Source organism: Nitrosomonas sp. Is24, from assembly GCF_033063335.1.
Lineage (GTDB): Bacteria > Pseudomonadota > Gammaproteobacteria > Burkholderiales > Nitrosomonadaceae > Nitrosomonas.
The window spans coordinates 939,250-958,025 of the sequence record NZ_JAWJZG010000001.1; the positions used below are offsets into that span (position 1 = coordinate 939,250).

Annotated in this window: 15 protein-coding genes; 9 read left to right on the forward strand and 6 right to left on the reverse strand. The window is 50.7% G+C overall.

The features are described 5' to 3' along the window. Window positions 1-65 precede the first annotated feature (65 nt). The 8 genes from R2103_RS04110 (at window position 66) to R2103_RS04145 (ending at window position 8,839) form a co-directional block, all read left to right on the forward strand. Window positions 66-1,652 (forward strand): acyl-CoA ligase (AMP-forming), exosortase A system-associated, encoded by a 1,587-nt coding sequence (locus R2103_RS04110; protein WP_317530253.1) that lies wholly within the window; start codon window positions 66-68, stop codon window positions 1,650-1,652. Continuing rightward, window positions 1,649-2,884, forward strand: coding sequence for a pyridoxal-dependent decarboxylase, exosortase A system-associated (locus R2103_RS04115; RefSeq protein ID WP_317530254.1), 1,236 nt, complete (start codon window positions 1,649-1,651; stop codon window positions 2,882-2,884). The genes R2103_RS04110 and R2103_RS04115 overlap by 4 nt, the downstream gene beginning before the upstream one ends. A 333-nt stretch (window positions 2,885-3,217) precedes the next feature. Further along, window positions 3,218-3,988 carry a PEP-CTERM/exosortase system-associated acyltransferase gene (locus tag R2103_RS04120; protein ID WP_317530255.1) on the forward strand — a complete coding sequence of 257 codons (771 nt, stop codon included), beginning with the start codon at window positions 3,218-3,220 and terminating at the stop codon, window positions 3,986-3,988. A 30-nt stretch (window positions 3,989-4,018) separates the two neighbouring features. Then, window positions 4,019-4,504 (forward strand): substrate-binding domain-containing protein, encoded by a 486-nt coding sequence (locus R2103_RS04125; RefSeq protein ID WP_317530256.1) that lies wholly within the window; start codon window positions 4,019-4,021, stop codon window positions 4,502-4,504. Then, the gene (locus R2103_RS04130; RefSeq protein ID WP_317530257.1) at window positions 4,473-5,480 is read left to right on the forward strand and encodes a hypothetical protein; all 1,008 of its coding nucleotides are present in this window, start codon (window positions 4,473-4,475) and stop codon (window positions 5,478-5,480) included. The genes R2103_RS04125 and R2103_RS04130 overlap by 32 nt, the downstream gene beginning before the upstream one ends. Then, window positions 5,477-5,908 (forward strand): hypothetical protein, encoded by a 432-nt coding sequence (locus R2103_RS04135; RefSeq protein WP_317532054.1) that lies wholly within the window; start codon window positions 5,477-5,479, stop codon window positions 5,906-5,908. The genes R2103_RS04130 and R2103_RS04135 overlap by 4 nt, the downstream gene beginning before the upstream one ends. A gap of 12 nt (window positions 5,909-5,920) precedes the next feature. Further along, window positions 5,921-6,628 (forward strand): cache domain-containing protein, encoded by a 708-nt coding sequence (locus R2103_RS04140; RefSeq protein WP_317530258.1) that lies wholly within the window; start codon window positions 5,921-5,923, stop codon window positions 6,626-6,628. A gap of 78 nt (window positions 6,629-6,706) precedes the next feature. Then, the gene (locus tag R2103_RS04145) at window positions 6,707-8,839 is read left to right on the forward strand and encodes a putative bifunctional diguanylate cyclase/phosphodiesterase (protein WP_317530259.1); all 2,133 of its coding nucleotides are present in this window, start codon (window positions 6,707-6,709) and stop codon (window positions 8,837-8,839) included. On the opposite strand, the gene R2103_RS04150 is transcribed toward R2103_RS04145, so the two are convergent. Beyond that, on the reverse strand, window positions 8,836-11,232 hold the full coding sequence (locus R2103_RS04150; RefSeq protein ID WP_317530260.1) for a Lon protease family protein: 2,397 nt from the start codon (window positions 11,230-11,232) through the stop codon (window positions 8,836-8,838). The genes R2103_RS04145 and R2103_RS04150 overlap by 4 nt on opposite strands. A 368-nt stretch (window positions 11,233-11,600) precedes the next feature. Here R2103_RS04150 and R2103_RS04155 point away from each other — a divergent pair, with 368 nt between their 5' ends. Beyond that, on the forward strand, window positions 11,601-12,611 hold the full coding sequence (locus tag R2103_RS04155; RefSeq protein WP_317530261.1) for a ribonuclease T2 family protein: 1,011 nt from the start codon (window positions 11,601-11,603) through the stop codon (window positions 12,609-12,611). A gap of 93 nt (window positions 12,612-12,704) precedes the next feature. Here the strand turns inward: R2103_RS04155 and R2103_RS04160 are convergent, their stop codons facing one another. The 5 genes from R2103_RS04160 to gshA form a co-directional block, all read right to left on the reverse strand. After that, window positions 12,705-13,970 (reverse strand): M10 family metallopeptidase C-terminal domain-containing protein, encoded by a 1,266-nt coding sequence (locus R2103_RS04160; protein ID WP_317530262.1) that lies wholly within the window; start codon window positions 13,968-13,970, stop codon window positions 12,705-12,707. Window positions 13,971-14,299: 329 nt separating this feature from the next. Continuing rightward, window positions 14,300-15,055 carry an ABC transporter permease gene (locus R2103_RS04165; protein WP_317530263.1) on the reverse strand — a complete coding sequence of 252 codons (756 nt, stop codon included), beginning with the start codon at window positions 15,053-15,055 and terminating at the stop codon, window positions 14,300-14,302. Then, the gene (locus R2103_RS04170; RefSeq protein WP_317530264.1) at window positions 15,052-15,975 is read right to left on the reverse strand and encodes an ABC transporter ATP-binding protein; all 924 of its coding nucleotides are present in this window, start codon (window positions 15,973-15,975) and stop codon (window positions 15,052-15,054) included. The genes R2103_RS04165 and R2103_RS04170 overlap by 4 nt, the downstream gene beginning before the upstream one ends. Next, complete coding sequence (gshB, locus tag R2103_RS04175; protein ID WP_317530265.1) at window positions 15,972-16,970, reverse strand: glutathione synthase; 999 nt, start codon at window positions 16,968-16,970, stop codon at window positions 15,972-15,974. Before gshB ends, R2103_RS04170 begins: the two co-directional genes overlap by 4 nt. 93 nt (window positions 16,971-17,063) lie before the next feature. After that, window positions 17,064-18,722 (reverse strand): glutamate--cysteine ligase, encoded by a 1,659-nt coding sequence (gene gshA / locus R2103_RS04180; protein ID WP_317530266.1) that lies wholly within the window; start codon window positions 18,720-18,722, stop codon window positions 17,064-17,066. Between the last annotated feature and the right edge of the window lie 54 nt (window positions 18,723-18,776).

The following is an 18,776-nucleotide window of genomic DNA, read 5'->3' on the forward strand; positions in this document are numbered from 1 at the left end:
ATTATAATGAGCGCACTTTCTAATTCAGATGCTTTTCTTGTGGCGCAGACAAGCGCGTTTGCTCAATGACTGACTTGATCCATGATCTGATTTTTGCCGCTGCCGGACGGACACCGGACGCCGAAGCGTTGTCTTATGACAATCAGCGTATGCGCTATGCCATGCTGGCGGGGGCAGTCGCGGCAACGGCGAATGGCTTGCGCGCATCCGGTTTGAGCCGCGGCGAGCGTGTGGCGGTTTATCTCGAGAAACGTTTCGAGACCGTAATTGCGCTCTTTGCCGCAACGGCGGCGGGCGGTGTGATGGTTCCGGTAAATCCGGTATTGAAGCCGGAACAGGTGGCGTACATCCTGATCGATTGCAATGTCAGGATATTGGTGACTTCGCTGGAGCGGCTAAAATTGCTGCAAACGGTTCTGCCGCTGTGTCACGATTTGCATACTGTGATTGTCGTCGATGGCGGAGATCGCTTGCCTGTGCTTGCCGGTCTGACAATTGCCAGTTGGCAAGCTGTTTCTGCGGTGCAAAAAGAACATTCCGCATCGGGCGTGATCGATAGCGATATGGCGGCGATTATCTATACCTCGGGCAGCACCGGCAAACCCAAGGGCGTGGTGCTGTCGCATCGCAATTTGCTGGCCGGCGCGAAAAGTGTCGCGCAGTATTTGCAAAACCGTCCGGATGACCGGATTCTGACCGTGCTGCCGCTGAGCTTCGATTATGGATTGAATCAATTGACGTCGGCTTTCTATGCGGGAGCGGCGAATGTGCTGATGAATTATCTGCTGCCGCGCGACATTATCCGCATCGTCAACGACGAGCGAATCACCGGTCTTGCGGCTGTGCCGCCGCTGTGGATTCAGCTGGCGCAATTGGACTGGGGAAAAGCGCCGTCGCTGCGCTATATCACCAATTCGGGCGGCGCCATGCCGCGTGGGACGCTGAACAAATTGCGCAGCGTATTACCGGCAACGGAAATTTTCCTGATGTATGGTTTTACCGAAGCGTTCCGCTCGACGTACCTGGCGCCGGAAGAAATTGACCGTCGCCCGGATTCGATCGGCAAGGCGGTACCGAATGCGGAAGTGTTGGTTCTGCGCGACGATGGTTCGCCGTGCGCGCCGGGTGAGCCGGGCGAATTGGTGCATCGCGGTGCTTTGGTGGCGATGGGCTATTGGAACGATGCGGAAAGAACCGCATTGTGCTTCAAACCGCTGAAAACGCGCCAGGCCGGGTTGCCGCTCGCGGAGATCGCTGCCTGGTCCGGCGATACCGTGCGCGTGGACGAAGAGGGGTTCCTATATTTCATTGAACGCCGCGACGAAATGATCAAAACCTCGGGTTATCGGGTCAGTCCGACCGAAGTGGAGGAAGTGATTTATGCCGCTGAGCATGTTGCGGAAGCGATTGCGATCGGTGTGCCGCATCCCGTGCTAGGGCAGGCAATCGCGGTGATCGTTACGGCGCGCAATGCTGTGAAGCCGGATGTGGATGCGTTGTTGCGCGCATGCAAACAGCATTTGCCTGCGTATATGCTGCCCAGTCACATCGAGCTGCGTGAGGGTAATCTGCCGCGCAATCCGAACGGTAAAATAGACCGCAAATTGCTTTCTCAGGAATTGCAGCATTTATTTAAGGAAATCGCGCAATGAGCAATTTACCGCCGGAGCATGCGCCGCTGGTGCAGTTCGCCGTGCAGGACGATTGTCTGCAAGTGGGCGGCATGGCGTTGACGCGCTTGGCGCAACGCGTCGGCACGACGCCGTTTTATGCCTATGACCGGCAGAAAATCAGCGAACGGATTGCATTATTACGGCGGCATTTGCCGGGCGGAGTTTTGCTGCACTATGCCATGAAAGCCAATCCGATGCCGGCGCTGGTGCAGCATGTGGCCGGTTTGATCGACGGTATGGATGTCGCTTCGGCGGGTGAGATGCGCGTGGCGCTGGATACGGTTCTGCCGCCGGGTCAAATCAGTTTTGCCGGGCCGGGTAAAAAAGAGCATGAACTGCGCAGTGCGATTGCGGCGGGCGTTATGCTGAATCTCGAATCGGCGCGGGAGATGGAATCGGTTGCGCAATTGGGAGCCAATTTAGGGATTACGCCCAAAGTGGCCATCCGGGTGAATCCGGATTTTGCACTCAAATCCTCCGGCATGAAAATGGGCGGCGGGCCGCAGCCATTCGGTATCGATGCCGAATGTGTGCCGGATGTATTGAAACGACTGGCTGCGCTGGGATTGGATTTTACCGGTTTCCACATTTTCAGCGGTTCACAAAATCTCAATGTAACCGCGCTGCAGGAAGCGCATGCAAAATCCTTGCAGCTGGGTATCCGGCTGTCTGAATATGCGCCATCGCCGGTGCGCTTGCTGAATATCGGCGGCGGTTTGGGGGTGCCGTATTTTCCCGGCGAACGGGCGCTGAATCTTGCCGCTGTGGGGGAAAATTTGCAGCGTCTGATGCCGGAAGTGCAGCGGCAGTTGCCCGGCGCCAGAGTTGCAATCGAATTAGGCCGGTATATCGTGGCGGAAGCGGGGATTTATGTGTGCCGCGTTCTGGAACGCAAAATCTCGCGCGGGCAGGTTTTTCTCATCACCGATGGCGGACTGCATCATCATCTGGCGGCTTCCGGCAATTTCGGCCAGGTCATCCGCAAGAACTATCCGGTCATCATCGGCAATAAAGTCCGTGGCGCGGAAAGGGAAGTGGTATCTGTCACGGGACCATTGTGCACACCGTTGGATGTACTGGCCGATCAGTTGCCAATGGCCAAGGCATCCGCAGGCGACTTGGTTGTGGTATTGCAGTCCGGTGCCTACGGTTTAAGTGCCAGTCCGGCTGCATTCTTAAACCATCCTGCACCCATCGAAGTGCTGGTTTAATCGATTAAATTTCATCATCCTGCGCGCAATTGTTGTTTATTGTGTACAAGTAGTTATCTTTGTTGTAATTCTGCCATTAATTGCTAAAGATCAGTTGAATATTCGCTTTAAATATACTTAAATGACCGCTGTAGTTAATTTATATTACTTATTGAAAGAAAAGCTTTGTTTCGTGCGGCTAAAAATAAGAAATGCACCGTAGATTCTGCGCTTTTTCAATGATGATGTGGCGCCAGCACAGTTTACTATTTGGACACTTCTCCATATCAACGAATGATCCGGAGGAGTGCTAAAAATGAATGTAACGAGCTGCTTATTAAATTGGGTGATTCTATGAATGATTTGTATCAAAATTTTCAGAAGTTCTTTGAAATTGTAGTCGCTGATACAGCTGAGCTGCTTGAACATGTTTATAGAATTCGCTATCAGGTGCTATGCGTGGAACAGCGTTTACCCGGATTCGACCCTGCGCTTTGTCCGGATGAAAAGGAAAAAGACAGCTATGACAGCCATTCCTGCCATGTGCTTTTGCGCTATCGACCATCGGGAGAATTTATCGGCACTGTGCGGTTAATTCTGCCGGATTCAACGCGGCCTGAAAAACTATTGCCAGTCGAATTGTATAGTCAAACAGACCCGGCACTGTGCGATATCAAAGCATTACCGCGCCAGCAGACGGCTGAGATTTCCCGTTTTCTGGTGATCAGCCGGTTTGACCGGCGTAAAGACGAACGGCGCAGGGAAGAGCGCCGCAAGGAAACCGCCGAGACTGACAGCGATAAAAGAAATACGCAGGATCGCCGTTCCACCGATCGCCGTTCCGCGCTCAGCATTGGACTGGTGTTGATGGCGGGCGTTTTACGCATGTCCGTCAAATACAATATCAAGCACTGGCTATCGGTTGCCGATCCCGCGCTGAATAAGCTGATGGGTTTTTACGGCTTGAATTTTAATCCGATCGGACCACCGGTAGACTATCATGGCATGCGCCGTCCCTATTACGTGAAAGTGGAAGACGCGCTCAATAAAATGTACCAAGAGCATCGCGATGCCTGGGAAGTCGTAACCGACCGCGGTACCTATAATCCCATTCATATTAACTAATGGAATAACCCTGAATCAGGAATCTGTTTCTTGAATTTATTTCATTTCTCTTTACAGGCCCAATTCTCCAGGCACTGTTTGTTAAAAACTAGAGCTTGCTTGTGTTTTGCTCTAACTGTATGCCTTTGGATTGTGGCAGCGGAAGTAAGAGCAAATGATCATTATGAAATTGTCACCAATCCGGGCGTGACCGAGAAAACCCTCTCGGTCAATTCGTTACGCTCAATTTTCAGTATGCGTTTGAAAACCTGGTCTGACGGAACCAAGATCAGGGTTTTCGTGCTATCCGATGAAGATCAACTGCATCAAATCGTTTCCAAGGAGAAGTTAAACGTATTTCCTTATCAATTAAGATCCACCTGGGATCGATTAGTATTCTCGGGCACAGGCCAAGCGCCGATTAAAGTCAACTCAAATGAAGAAATGCTGGCTAGGATTGCCACTACACCCGGCGCAATAGGTTATTTATGGAGAGCCAATATTAATGAAAATGTTAACGTGCTCGAGATTAAGTAGCTATTTCATCAGCTCCGTCCGGTGGCTGGGCAAGGGTATTGCCGTGCTATGGATGATTGGCGCTGTTTCCACTCAGGCGCAACAGCTTGATCAATCACAAAAACAGCCTGAACCCGCTCAAGCGCCGGTCAAATGGGTGCAAGCGAAAGATTTACCCGCCGAAGCGACAGAAGCAGGCAACGCCAAAGAAAAACCCGGTGTGGTCAGCACTGTGCTCAAATGGTGGCATTCAACCGAGCGCCCCGGCGATTTGCAGATTCACGGTTTTGTCAGTCAGGCTTACATATCAACTTCGGATAATGATGTTTTTGGCAATAGTGATAAAGGCGGCAGTTTTGGTTTGACCGAAGCCGGGCTCAACGCTTCCTTGCGGCCATTGCCGAGGTTGCAACTCTCGGCGCAAGTGTTGTCGCGCCGTGCAGGTGAAGGAAACTCGGGTATGCCGCGCCTTGATTATGCCATCTTCGATTACCGCTTGTATTCCCAAGAAGTAAACCAATTCGGTATCCGCGTGGGCCGGTTGAAGAATCCTTTCGGGTTCTATAATGAAACCCGGGATGTGGCGTTTACGCGTCCCAGTATTATGCTGCCGCAATCGATTTATTTTGACCGCACCCGTAATTTGGGGCTTTCCAGTGATTCCGTGCAACTCTATGGCGATACCGCAGTATCCGATTGGGGTACGTTGTCTACCCAGTTTGGCGTGACACTGCCAGTCGTGAATAACAGAGATACCGAGAGTTCATTATTGGGATTGGTACGGCCGGGGGAATTGAATCGTGAAATTTCCTATATTGGCCGCGGAATATTTGAAACCAATGACAAACGCCTTCGTTTGGGTATCAGCGGAATATGGCTGAATACATCGTATGATCCAAAAAAATTGAGCTCCCCGTTAGAATTGGGTCCCGGTGCCTTAGAATTTACACCGGTAATTTTTTTTCTGCCCAATATAACTCGGAACGTTGGACGCTGACTTCGGAATATGCCATACGGCCTTTTAGCTATGATAGGAATTTTAAAAGTACAAGGTTAGATGGTCAGCATTTCGTTGGCGAGAGCTATTACTTTCAAGGTGAATATCGCTTTACTCCGAATTGGGAAGGTTTTTTGCGGTATGATGCTCTCTTTATTGATCGATCAGATCGAGATGGAAGCGACTGGGTTGCACAAAATTCCGCTGGACGAAGCGGTTTGGGACATAGTCGTTTTGCCAAGGATATTGCCGTGGGTATACGTTGGAATGTCACACCGGCATTCATGCTGCGTGCCGAATATCATCATGTCAATGGAACAGGCTGGTTATCCGGATTGGATAATCCAATCGATCTAAGAACGGGTCGGCCCATTGATACACATCAGTATTGGGATCTTTTCGCGATTCAGGCTTCTTATCGTTTCTAAGCAGAAATTCTGATGGAAAATAGTTCCGGGATTAAAGTGGAAAAAGCGCCTATTGTTTCAAACCCCAAGGGGCGCCGGTTCCGCAGTCTGAGATGGAAAATCTCGCTGAGCAGCAGCATGATTCTGCTGGCGGTGGTGATGCTATTTTGTTTCGTCAGCTATCTGGGCTTAATGGCCAATTTCGACAACCAACGGGAAGTCGAATACCATCGCTATTCCAGGGAAGTCAATAGTTTAATCAAGAATACTTCGCAGAATTTATATCAACTGGCTGAAATGATTCCGTTTCTGGACGGGATGAAAAAAGCTTTGCTGACCAACGATGGTGAAAGCATCAGTAAAGTTTTTGATCTGCACTGGGCACTATTGCAATTCCATAACGGCGTTGAGTTCGTTCACTTTTATAATCCGCAGAATCAGTTGAACGCCAGCTGGGATAGTCTGGATACCCATATGGATGGCAATATCCTGCTGTCGACCTGGGTCAGTCATGTCAATCAATCGGAAAGACCCATCAATCCGCTACTGTGCCGGGAAAGCTGCATACAGTACATAGTTGCGCCGTTGCTCGTGGAAGGTAAGAAAGTGGGTGTCGTGGTGATGGGAATATCGCTGGCGGATGTATTTCTGGCGTTCAAACGGATAGCCGGTGCCGATATCGGTTTGCTGATCAAGGAACAGAATAGCCTGTTGCAAAATGATCCCGATTTTTTACGTTGAAATATTCACATCTCGGCGCTGACCGACAAAGAAAAAAATCTTGAGGTGCTGAAAAAGATCGCCCGGATATACCCGGAGATGCCGGTATTACAGAACGGCGCTCAGATCCGCTGGAACGATCAGTATTTGCAAATAAAATTATTTCCGCTTGATTCGTACGAACCCGATAAAGCGCATCTGATCGTAATGACCGATGTGACCGCTGCGGTGAAGAATATTCATGATTCGATCTGGAAGATTGCGCTGATCGGTTTACTGGGGCTCATTTGCGCGGAAATATTGCTGTTTCTGATTTTTACCCGGTTGCTGGCGAAGCTGAAAGATGTCGTGTTTGTCCTGCCGCTTCTGGCTAACGGACAGTTTGAGAGATTCCGCTTATCGGTGGCCTCGACGGACCGGGCGCAGCGTTTTAGGGATGAGGTCGACACACTTTCGGAAGCGGCTGTTTCCTTGTCATTGCAACTGGAAAAACTGGAGCAGGAAGTATCCACGCGGACAAGAATGCTCATTGAGCAGAAAAATGAGCTCGGCAGAGAAAGGGATTTTGTCGAGAACCTGCTGGATACGGCCCAGGCTATCGTGCTGACACAGAATGCCGAAGGCCTGGTTATGTCGCTCAATGCGTATGGCGAAATGCTGATGCGTTATACCGAAAGTGAATTGCAGGGTAAATCTTTCCTGAACATTCTGATTCCGGAGTATGAGTCGCAAGATTTGCTGACGCGCTTTAAAGAAATTCACAGCGGAAAAAGAATGCAGTTGCGGCACGAGGCGATAACCCATTGTAAGGATGGAACGACACGGCATGTGGCTTGGTTGCATTCGCATCTCGGCCGGCAATCCGAGAATGACCCGTCTATTTTGTCGGTCGGGCTGGATGTCACCGAGTATAAACGGGTTGAAGGGCACTTAGCCTGGCTGGCGGATCACGATCCATTAACCAATTTGTTCAATCGGCGGCGTTTCAGCGAAGAATTGGAACAAGTATTGAGCCGGGCGGAGCGTTACCGCCACCCCGGCGCATTGTTGTTTTTCGATCTGGATCGTTTCAAATATATCAACGATACCAGTGGCCATCAGGCGGGTGATACGCTGCTGAAAATGGTGGCCAGCATGCTGGCTCAGACCATCCGCGCGGACGATATCACCGGCCGCTTGGGCGGTGATGAATTTGCGATTATTCTGCCGGAAATCAATGCCAACGGTGCGATCGAAGTAGCTAAAAAGGTTCTGGATCAACTGGGCCATGCGCAATTGACCATCAACAACCGCACACACAAGATTTCAGCCAGTATCGGCATTGCGCTGTTTCCGGAACATGGCGCCAATATTCATGACTTGCTGGCTGCCGCTGATTTGGCGATGTATCAGGCCAAGGCGATGGGGCGGAATGCCTGGTATCTGTTTTCCGATAAGGATCGCAGCCGTGAGCGTATTCATACTTTGGTGTACTGGAAAGAGAAAATCGAATATTCGCATTTGCATGACAATTTCATGTTGTATTTGCAACCGATCATGCAGGTGAAAACCAAAGAGATTTCGCATTATGAGGTGTTGCTGCGGATGCAGGATAAAGACGGTTCGGTGCTGTCACCCGGCGAATTTATTCCGGCGGCGGAACATACCGGATTGATTCACGCCATCGATCATATGGTGCTGCGCAAAGCCATCGCGCAAGTGGCCAAAATTTACCAAGCCGGATTCAAGGTGAGCTTCTCAATCAACCTGTCCGCGCACGCCTTCAATGACCCGGAATTATTACCGATCCTGAAGGAAGAATTGACTTCGCAGGACATGGATCCGGCCTGTGTTATGTTTGAAATCACCGAGACGGCGGCGCTGGAAGACTTACCCGGCGCGCGCGGGTTGATGATAGAAATCAAGGAGTTGGGCTGCGGTTTTGTGTTGGATGATTTCGGAGTTGGTTTTTCTTCGTTTTACTATTTACGCGAATTGCCGGTCGATGTCGTCAAGATTGACGGCTCGTTTATCCGCAATTTATCCGAAAGCAGCGACGATTTGATCCTGGTTAATGCGCTGTGCAGTGTGGCTCGCGGTTTCGGTAAGAAAATCACGGCGGAATTTGTCGAAAGCGCCGAGATACTGTCGCTCATCGAAAAAATGGATATTGATTACGCGCAAGGATACTACATAGGAAAACCGGCGCCGGCCACGGAATTCTTTACCGATCATGAAAGTGACTCGTTTTAGTGCGGTTTGTTTCCTTGATACGACTGGCTGATGCTGTTGAGCTCCGTTAATCGTGCCGCTACCCGGTAATTAATACTTCCTTCGGGATATCCGCCATGGGTATCCGCTTCTCCCGCCGGTAAACCGGTCAGCAGCGTAATGGCTTGATCGATATTTTCCACCGCATACACGTGAAATTGCCCTGCCGCTGCGGCATCGACGACATTCTGGTGCAGCATCAGATGCTGGACATTGGCTGCGGGAATCAATACGCCTTGCGTGCCGGTTAATCCGCGTGCGTTGCAGATGTCAAAGAAACCTTCGATTTTTTCGTTCACTGCGCCAATAGCTTGAACTTGACCCAATTGATTGATCGAGCCGGTCACGGCCAGCGATTGGCTGATCGGCACATCCGCCAGATTGGAAAGCAATGCGCATAATTCCGCCAGCGATGCGCTATCGCCATCGATCATGCCGTACGACTGCTCAAACGCCAGGCTGGCGGATAGCGCCAACGGTTGATTCTTGGCGTAACGCGCGGCCAGAAAAGAAGAAAGAATGAACACGCCTTTGGAGTGAGTGGCCCCGGAGAGCTTGACCTCGCGCTCAATATTGATCAAATCCCCTTTGCCCAAGCGGCTGGTTGCGGTAATCCGGGTGGGTTGCGCAAAGGCGAAGCCGCCGAGTTCGATAACCGCAAGACCGTTGACTTGCCCGGTTACCGCACCTTGCGTGCCGATCATCAGGATGTCGCGCTGAATCGCTTCGTATAGCCGGTCTCTGATGCGATCCTGACGGCGGATCTGCGCGTCGATCGCCTGCTGCACATCACTGGCCAGCACGGTGTCATGATTGGCTGCGCGCGCCCAGTAATCGGATTCGCGTAGTAAATCCGCGATGCTGCGCATGTGCATGGACAGTTTCTCCGCATCACCCGCTTGGCGCGCGCTGTATTCGATCACGCGGGCAACTGCGAAGCGGTCGTAAGGCAGCAATCCTTCCTTGTGCGCTACAGTGCCGATCAATTGCGCGTACAGGAAGTGACTCTCGGCGGTCCGTCCGATGGTCTCTTCGAAATCCGCGGCGACTTTGAATAACTCGCTGAACTCCGGATCGTATTGTTGCAACAGGTAATAAAATAACCGGTCGCCGAACAAGATCACTTTGACATCCAGCGGAACCGGCTCCGGTTCGAGTGAGACAGTGCTGACCAGGCTGTAAATCTGTCCGAGCGATTCGATATGAATCTTGCGGGCTTGCAGTGCGCGTTTCAAACCTTCCCAGGCAAATGGCTGCATCAGCACTTTGCGGATATCCAGCAGCAAGTAGCCGCCGTTGGCCTGATGCAATGCGCCGGGTTTGATCAGGGTGAAATGGGTGACCAGCGCGCCAAACTGGGCAATATGTTCCACCCGTCCTACCAGGTTGCTGTAGGTCGGATTATCTTCATAGACGATGGGCGCTCCCGGTTTCTGATGATTCGAGCTCAGCACATTCACCTGATAATTGTTGAATGTTTGATGGGTGACGACGGTCATGCCGGAAATGTTGACGGATTCATCCGGTTTGCGGAAATCATCGACATGCAGCACCATGTCTTGTTGTACGGCATCGAAAAAATCCAGCACGTCGGGTAAACCGGCATAGATTTCGCGCAATTCGTCGAGCATATGCGCAATGCTGGATAGCATGATAGCGTGATTCAACTGCTTGATACGTTCACTGCGCTCGCGGCGGCGTTGCGGCAAGCGGGCCAGAATTTTTTCCAGATGGGCTTGCAATTCCGCAACATCGGTCTCGATCTGATCTTTTCTTTCCTGAGGCAGCTTATCGTATTCATCCGGTGGAATGGCTTCGCGATTGCGGCTCGGTGCCAGCGCAAACCCTTCCGGCGTACGCAGCAGGATAATCTCTTTTTTTTCGGCTTCCGCTTCTAATTCCGCGATATCGCGTTCCTGCCGTTCATTGTATTCTTGCTGTATTGCACTGATCCTGCTCCGGTATTCCTCGCTTTCAAACTGCACGGGAATGGCGCTGCGCAAATAATCCACCAGCCGTGCCATATGCGCACGCAATGCTTCCCCTTTGCCGGATGGCAATTTGAGCGCTTTCGGTTTGTGCGGCTGGGTAAAGTTATTGAGATAGCACCAATCCGGCGGTTCCGCTTCCTTGCTGGCTTTGCTGTCGAGAAACTGCTGCACTAGGGTGTGCCGGCCCATCCCGGGTGAGCCCAGGACAAAAAGATTGTAACCTTCCCGGCGAATGTCCGAACCGAAACGCACCGCATCCATGGCGCGTGCTTGGCCGATGATCTCCGTTAAGTCCGGTAAGTCCGCCGTGGTCTGAAACGTGAATTGACCGGGGTCGCAGGCATGACGTAGCCGTTGCGGTTGCAGAGGAATATTAGCGGTCATTATTTTTCTTCAGTAGGTTAGCGGATAATGGGTTGCCTGGTTGACGCTTTTATGAGTAAAGTAGCAACCGGATCTTCCATACGACAACCGTATTGTAATGGATGAGAGCGCTTAGCCAATACGGATGGTTAATTATTCACTTTTTCACAAGATATCAAATTTGTCATTGCAGTGTGTGCATGGTGCGGACGCGAGAATTGAGCTGGAAATGGGCAACCTTCATCCGGTTACCCCGTAAATGACCGCACCTTGAGAGAATGGCGGTTTTTGTGGCAAAAACCCTAGTGACCCCGGAAAGCCATGTTGAATACTGAGCCAGTACTATTCCTGTTGTTTAATTTTTTGCTTGCAAAGAGAGGAGAGAAAGAATGATAACGCTAAGAAAGAGTATGGTATTTCAAGTTTTTCTAATTGCACTGGCCATCGGTCATGCTCATCCCGTATGGGCGGATAAAGTATCCGGTGTTTTTACCGCGCAGCAGGCCTGTCCGGCGTATGTATCAAAAAATAAAGCGACTAATCCGGATAATAAGCAGATTCTTGCGGGCAGCCAGTACGACATTATCGAAGTGATTAAACCCGGCCAGCCCAGCTGGTACCGGGTGGTTCTGCCCAATGCTGACCCCAAAGAACGCTGGGTAAGCGCCGAATGCGGCCAAGCTCAGATTACCGGCGGCGGAACGGGAGATGGCGGAAATTCCGGTGGTAGCTGCAACACAGCCGGTCAGGCGGATAGTTATGTGCTGGCGCTGTCGTGGCAGCCCGCTTTCTGTGAAACCAAGCCGGACAAAGCGGAATGTAAGATTACCGATCCCAAGGTTTATCAAGCCCGGCATTTTGCATTGCACGGCTTATGGCCGAACAAAAAAAGCTGCGGCATACAGTACGGTTTTTGCGGCGATGTCAAAGGGCAGAAAAGCAATTTCTGCGATTACCCACCAGTTCAACTGGATGCCGATTCCACCGCGTCATTAGCCGAAGTGATGCCCAGTGTGACATCGGGTTCCTGTCTTGAACGGCATGAATGGTTCAAGCATGGCACTTGCCAGGCGAACTGGTCCATGGGAGGCTATTTTGATCTGGCGGCCGATTTGACGCGTCAGTTCAACGATGCCGGGGCGGCTTACTTCATGAATCGCCGGATCGGTCAGCAGGTTCGCACGGAAGATTTTCTCGGCCGCGTGGTTGCGGTGCTTGGTCCCGCAGTTAAAGACCGCATTAAGCTGACCTGTAATCAAGGCATGCTGGTCGAAGTGCAGTTGAATTTGTCGGCTGACCTGAAGCCGGGCGCCGATCTGGAAAAACTGCTGGAGAATGCGCCGCTGCAAGGTAAATCCAATTGCGGCGATACTTTCCTGGTTGATGCGATTGGGCAGTAATTAACGCATTTGAGAAATTTTTGAACCAGTTGATTACGTTCCCGAAGGTGGTTGCCGGGAACGTAATCCGCAAACTGTTGCGTGTTTACTCAATTACAAAGCCTGAAACACCACATCGCTGACTGAAAGCGCTGTCGATTGCTGCAGCACGCCGACAAACGTGATGCTGGCAATGTCGCTGACAAAGTGCACCACGATGTCATCGCCCTGTGCATCGATGCTGGTGATATACGGTGATAGTTGCGCATAGTCTGCAACCCCCAGTCCGGTATCGAACGCTACTTTATCCACGCCCGGAACGAAATCCTGAAACGTATAGAAACCGACACTGGATAGTCCGAAGATATCAGAACCTTCACCGCCGGTCATACTATCGCTGCCTAATCGCCCGATTAGTGTGTCGTTGCCGTTATTCCCGATCAACGTATTATTGGCGCTATTTCCGGTCAGCTTATCGTTGCCTGAGCCGCCGATGGCATTTTCGATCACCGAGTTTAATCCGAGTGACAAATTATCAATCGCAGCAAGACCTGCCGGGATAAGACCGACCGAGCTGAGCGTGCCGGGTGCGGCGGGGTTGAGATTGAGCGTGACCGCTGTCGTCAAGCCGGATGCATCGAGCGTGTCGGTGCCGCCGTCATCGTAGATGGTTTGCACGATATGGCCGCTGTCTGTCGTGAACGTGTAGGTGTCATCGCCGGTATGAACCGGTTTGGCATTATAAAGATAGGCCAACGCCGCATAATCATACGGTGCGAGATTGATCCGCTCGAGCCCTTGGCTTTGCTGGGTGTACGACATGATGCTGAATAATTCGGAATCCTCGACGCCGGTCAAAAACGGTCCGTCATTGGGGTTGGATGATCCCGGATCCGCCGCGTTGTAATCGCCGGGATGCTTCAATCCGAGCGTATGCCCGATTTCGTGAATCAAGGTCGAATAGGCATTGGTACCCTTTACCACGTGGGTTGTTTGCGAAACCGCGGCTACATTGTTGATGTATAGATCGCCCGCGGTATCGCCGGTAAATTTTTCCGGATAATAGGCATAACCGGCTGTGGCAGCCTGGGAATTATTGCCGAAACGAAGCTGGCCGTACGATGACGCGGAATCAGACACCTCGGTGAATGTGATGTTGAATTGCGACGACAGCGAGGCCAGGATTTCCCGCACGGCGGTTTGCTGATCGCTGGTCATCACACTGAAACCGTTGCCATCGTGAGCCGGATTCGCATATACCGGTAACGCCGACATGAAGCTGTACGTCAACGCCACGGTTCCGCCCGGCCCCGCATCCCAGCGGATGTCACTGCCCGCCAGTACAGCATCAATACGATAATCGTCCGTAATACTCGGCATACTTTTCTCCTCGCAAAATGTACAGATAGGCAATTAATTCTTGGTTTGCGGATTATAGAGCGATGAGCGACAGAGCAATCGCAATAACATCATCACTTTCTTGTTCTAATTTGAGGTTTTAATACCGAACTCAGCAGCTACTTGAGTTAGCTATGCTATCAGATCAGTTTCTTAAACACGCACACCATTGATGAAAAAAATTTTATCCCCATGGACCTACTTCCATATCAAATCAGGATAAACTGCAATTTCGCACCCAGGTCGAAGTCCTCTCGGCTCAGTGAAAAAAATGTCCGTCAAAATGGAACAACTCCAAGTAGCCGAGAAGATCATTTTCGGATTTTGTATCCTGTTTTCAACATTCGCAATGTCCACCACGATACTGCCAGGAAACATACCATCAGAATCCCAAGGCTGAGGTATGGTGAAACATCCGAGGCGCGAAAGAAGCCGTAGCGAAATCCATCCACCATGTAGAAAAACGGATTCAGATACGATAATCCCCGCCAAAATGCAGGTAACGAGGAAATCGTATAGAAAACGCCCGACAAAAATGTCAGTGGCAGGATGGCAAAGTTTTGCAACGCAGCAAGGTGCTCAAATTTTTCCGCCCAGATTCCCGCAATGATGCCTAAGGCGCCCAGTAACGCAGTGCCCATCAAGGCAAATGCGAATACCCATGCGAACGAGTACAGGGGAAGTTCAAAAAACGCCAGCGTCACCACGCAGATACCCAGTCCTATCAACAGGCCACGAACGACCGATGCCAGCACATAGGCAGTGAATATTTCCTGATAGGAAAGCGGCGATAACAGCATGAAGATGTGATTACCCGAGACCGTCGATTGAATCAGGCTTGATGAGGAGTTGGCGAAAGCGTTCTGCAACATAGCCATTATCACCAGTCCCGGAATCAGAAAAACTGCATAGGTCACACTTGGAGATACCCGCGCTTGTTCTTCCAATACGTGAGAAAAAATCAGCAGATAGAGCAAGGTAGACAGTATGGGAGCAAATAAGGTCTGGAACCCGACTTTCCAGAATCGCAGCAGCTCTTTATAGAGTAGTGTAAGAAATCCATTCATACCGATGCCAATTCGAGATTCTCTGCGCCACGCATGATTTTTACGAACACTTGCTCAAGATCTGGCTGCAATATCTGTAGTTCCAGGATTTGGGTCTGGGTCGCGCGTAATACGGCCATCACATTCTCAAGCTGGAAGTATTCCTCGATTGCCAGAACGTAGTAGCCTTGGTCATGACTGATCGTCAATGGCTGTAAAGCTACCGGAATAGTGTCAGGAGATAGTTGGAGTCGTATCCGATATCCAGCGATGTTGCTGATGAGATTTCTGACGTTATCGAGCACGATGATACTGCCATTTTTGAGCATTGCCACGCGGTTGCATAAAGCCTCTGCTTCTTCGAGATAATGCGTAGTGAGCACAATGGTATGACCGTTGTGGTTTAATTGCTTAATGAAACGCCACAGGGACTGGCGCAATTCCACGTCCACACCTGCAGTGGGTTCATCCAAAATGATTACCGGGGGTTTGTGAACCAATGCCTGCGCTACCAAAACACGCCGCTTCATGCCGCCGGACAACGAACGCATGTTGGTATCGGCCTTATCGGAAAGGTCGAGATGGTGGATTATCTCGTCTAACCAGCTGTTATTCTTCTTTAGGCCGAAATAGCCGGATTGAAACATAAGCGTTTCCCGAACGGTAAAGAACGGATCAAATACCAGCTCCTGCGGCACAACGCCTAGCATGCGACGTGCCTCACGATACCCGGCGATGACATCATGTCCCATTACCCTGACACTGCCGCTGCTGGCCAGGGTAAGGCCTGCGATGATATTGATCAGCGTCGTCTTTCCCGCTCCATTGGGACCCAGCAAAGCAAAGAATTCGCCGGTATTGATTTCGAGATCAATGTTGTTCAAGGCATGCAATGCACCGAAATGCTTGTGCACCTGCCGGACTTCGATTGCCGTAGTCATGAAGAAAACTCCGTTTCAACCGAAGGAATGGCCGTTGCGTATCGCTCGGCGATACGGCTTTCCAGCGCATTCACCAGCATTTTCGCCGAGTTGAACCCAGTCTGATCGGCAATCTCCTGCATGCAGGTTGGACTGGTAACATTTATCTCAGTGAGATAATCACCAATCACATCCAGCCCCACCAGCATCAATCCTGCATCGTATAGGACGGGACCAAGCGCTTCAGCGATTTCGCGATCCCGCCGGGTAAGTTGCTGCGCAACACCTATCCCACCTGCGTTAAGATTGCCGCGTGTTTCGCCAGGCTTGGGAATGCGTGCAAGCGAGTAAGGCACCGGTTCTCCGGCGATCAGCAGGATGCGTTTATCGCCTTGAGTGATCTCAGGAATGTACCGCTGAGCCATGATTGTGCGTGTGCCATAGTGCGTAAGGGTTTCCAGGATTACGTTCATGTTGTGATCGGCCCCGTGAATGCGAAATACGCTGGCTCCCCCCATGCCGTCGAGCGGCTTGAGCACAATGTCGCGGTGTTCGTCCAGAAAATCGCGAATCAGAGCTTCCTGCCGGGTCACCAGGGTAGGCGGGGTAAATTGCGGAAACTTGGCAATGGCAAGTTTTTCATTATGATCTCGTATCGCCCGTGGACTATTGAAGATACGTGCCCCCTGACTTTCTGCCAATTCCAGCAGATAAGTGGTGTAGACATATTCCATGTTAAATGGCGGATCCTTACGCATCAAAACAGCATCGAATTCCTGCAGCGGAATTTCCTCCGGCTCCTTTGTCCAGTACCAGCGGTGTCCATCGTCATCCTTGCCGGTTAACTCCAATTCGCGCGCAAACCCCACGGTTTGCGCGCCTTTCCATGCCAAGCCGCCTTGTTGCAGGGTAAATAGTTGATGATGGCGGGTTCCCGCTTCACGCATCATGGCAAAGCTCGAATCCTTATAAATTTTGATGGAATCCAGCTGGTCGAGAATAAAGGCAAGTTTCATTTAGTAGAGTGTCATCCAGTTACCGGCGGTGAGTAGGCATTAGCACGACCATTCCTTGGAAGTACTTGAGTTGTTTGCATAAAGTATACGAATTCATTGCGCAGCAGTTTCGATCTTCCAGTCAGGCAAGTTTTTAGGCGAGTTCTGGGAATGGATGATGCTGGCTGAGACGTCTTGCGAGAAATAATTGCTCAGATATTTATCGAAAGGGATCTCATTCGTTGCATCGAGCTGTTTCTGTTGTGCCAGCGATGTCTTGACTTGGAGATCAAAATTCCTCTTTATTGCAGCATCTAGCGCGGACTTCTGGAAATAACGAGTGTATTCATGGGATTTTTGTAATGCCAGCTCGGTAACTGACATCTTTTGCGCGCGCATGGCTGAAAGCATCCTTGCTGAAGCCGTCAACTCTGGGTGGTGAATTTTTTCGATCTGCTGGTGCAATGCGCGGGTATAGGGTGTATTGGCACTACCATTATCCAGGATCTCACAGATCTCTTGCATCTGCTCGCATAGTGTCAGCGCCCACTGCCGGAGCGGGACTTTATGACCGTTGTCCAACAGCTTCAGCTTCGGATCCCTGCCCCGATTGGCCACCGCCAATGCGTTATTGTTGATCTCGTCATGCTGCTTCAAGTCATGTCCCGCATTGGGCTGGAATAGACAGAAAAGACTCAATGCCTCAAGAAAGCGCGTGGTTTCGATCGAAATGCCCGCCGGTTCAAACATATCAACATCCACAGAGCGTATTTCAATATATTGAATCCCCCGGTTTCCCAGTGCCTGAAGCGGCCTCTCATTCGGTCGCGCCGGCTGTTTCGGCCGCACCGAAGTGTAATACTCATTCTCGATTTGCAGGAAATGGGTATTCAGTTGCCGGTACTGGCCGCCCACCTTTGCCCCGATCCTCTCGTATCCGAGATGAGACATCGTTGTTGCCCTGCGCAAGTCGCGTATATAGTCATCAATGCTGTTAAAGGAAATATGAAACACCGATTGAACGGGATTCAGATAACCGATTTCGCTCATCCTCAAAGAGGTCGCGTAAGGTTTGTAATAGGAGGTTTCATCGAACTTTTCCAAGGTGCGGGAATGCGCCGACTGACGGCTTTCGATAAAGCTTCTGGCAACCGCCGGGGACGAACCAAATGAATACAAGATAAGCCAACCATAACGCTGCAAGTTTCTGATCATTCTCATATATGTCTGCGTCGTGAACGATTGCAGATCGCCGGTATGCTTCATGAAGTGCTGGTATTGGGGCCAAAATGGCTCGGGCAGCGAGTAGTTGAAATGGATTCCGGCGATAACCTGCATGCAACGGCCATAACGATAGCTTAAACCCTGCCGGTAAATGTGCTTCATCTTCCCGGCATTGGATGAACCATATTCGGCAATGGGAATTGCTTGATCCCGCAAATCACCGACAGGCATACTTGCCGCCAGCAATAATTCGTCATTGATATTTGCGCAGACATATTTATGCAAGTCCGCCAAGTAACTCAGCATTTCCGTTCCATCTGATAATGCTGGCGTGATCAACTCAAGTAACGCTTCAGAATAATCGGTTGTTATATTGGGATGAGTCAACGCGGCTCCAAGCTGACTCGGATGAGGTAACAATGATATTGATCCCTCCTGATTAATTCGGAGACTTTCTTTTTCGATACCTTTCAAGCCATGAATTAATAAGGGTTGAAGTGATTCGTTGATGGTTGTAATGCGATTGTTACAAGATGATCGTCTTGACATTTGTCCTCCGACATTGCCTGCAATAGGTAAGTGGTCAGAGTATAGGTCAGCAGA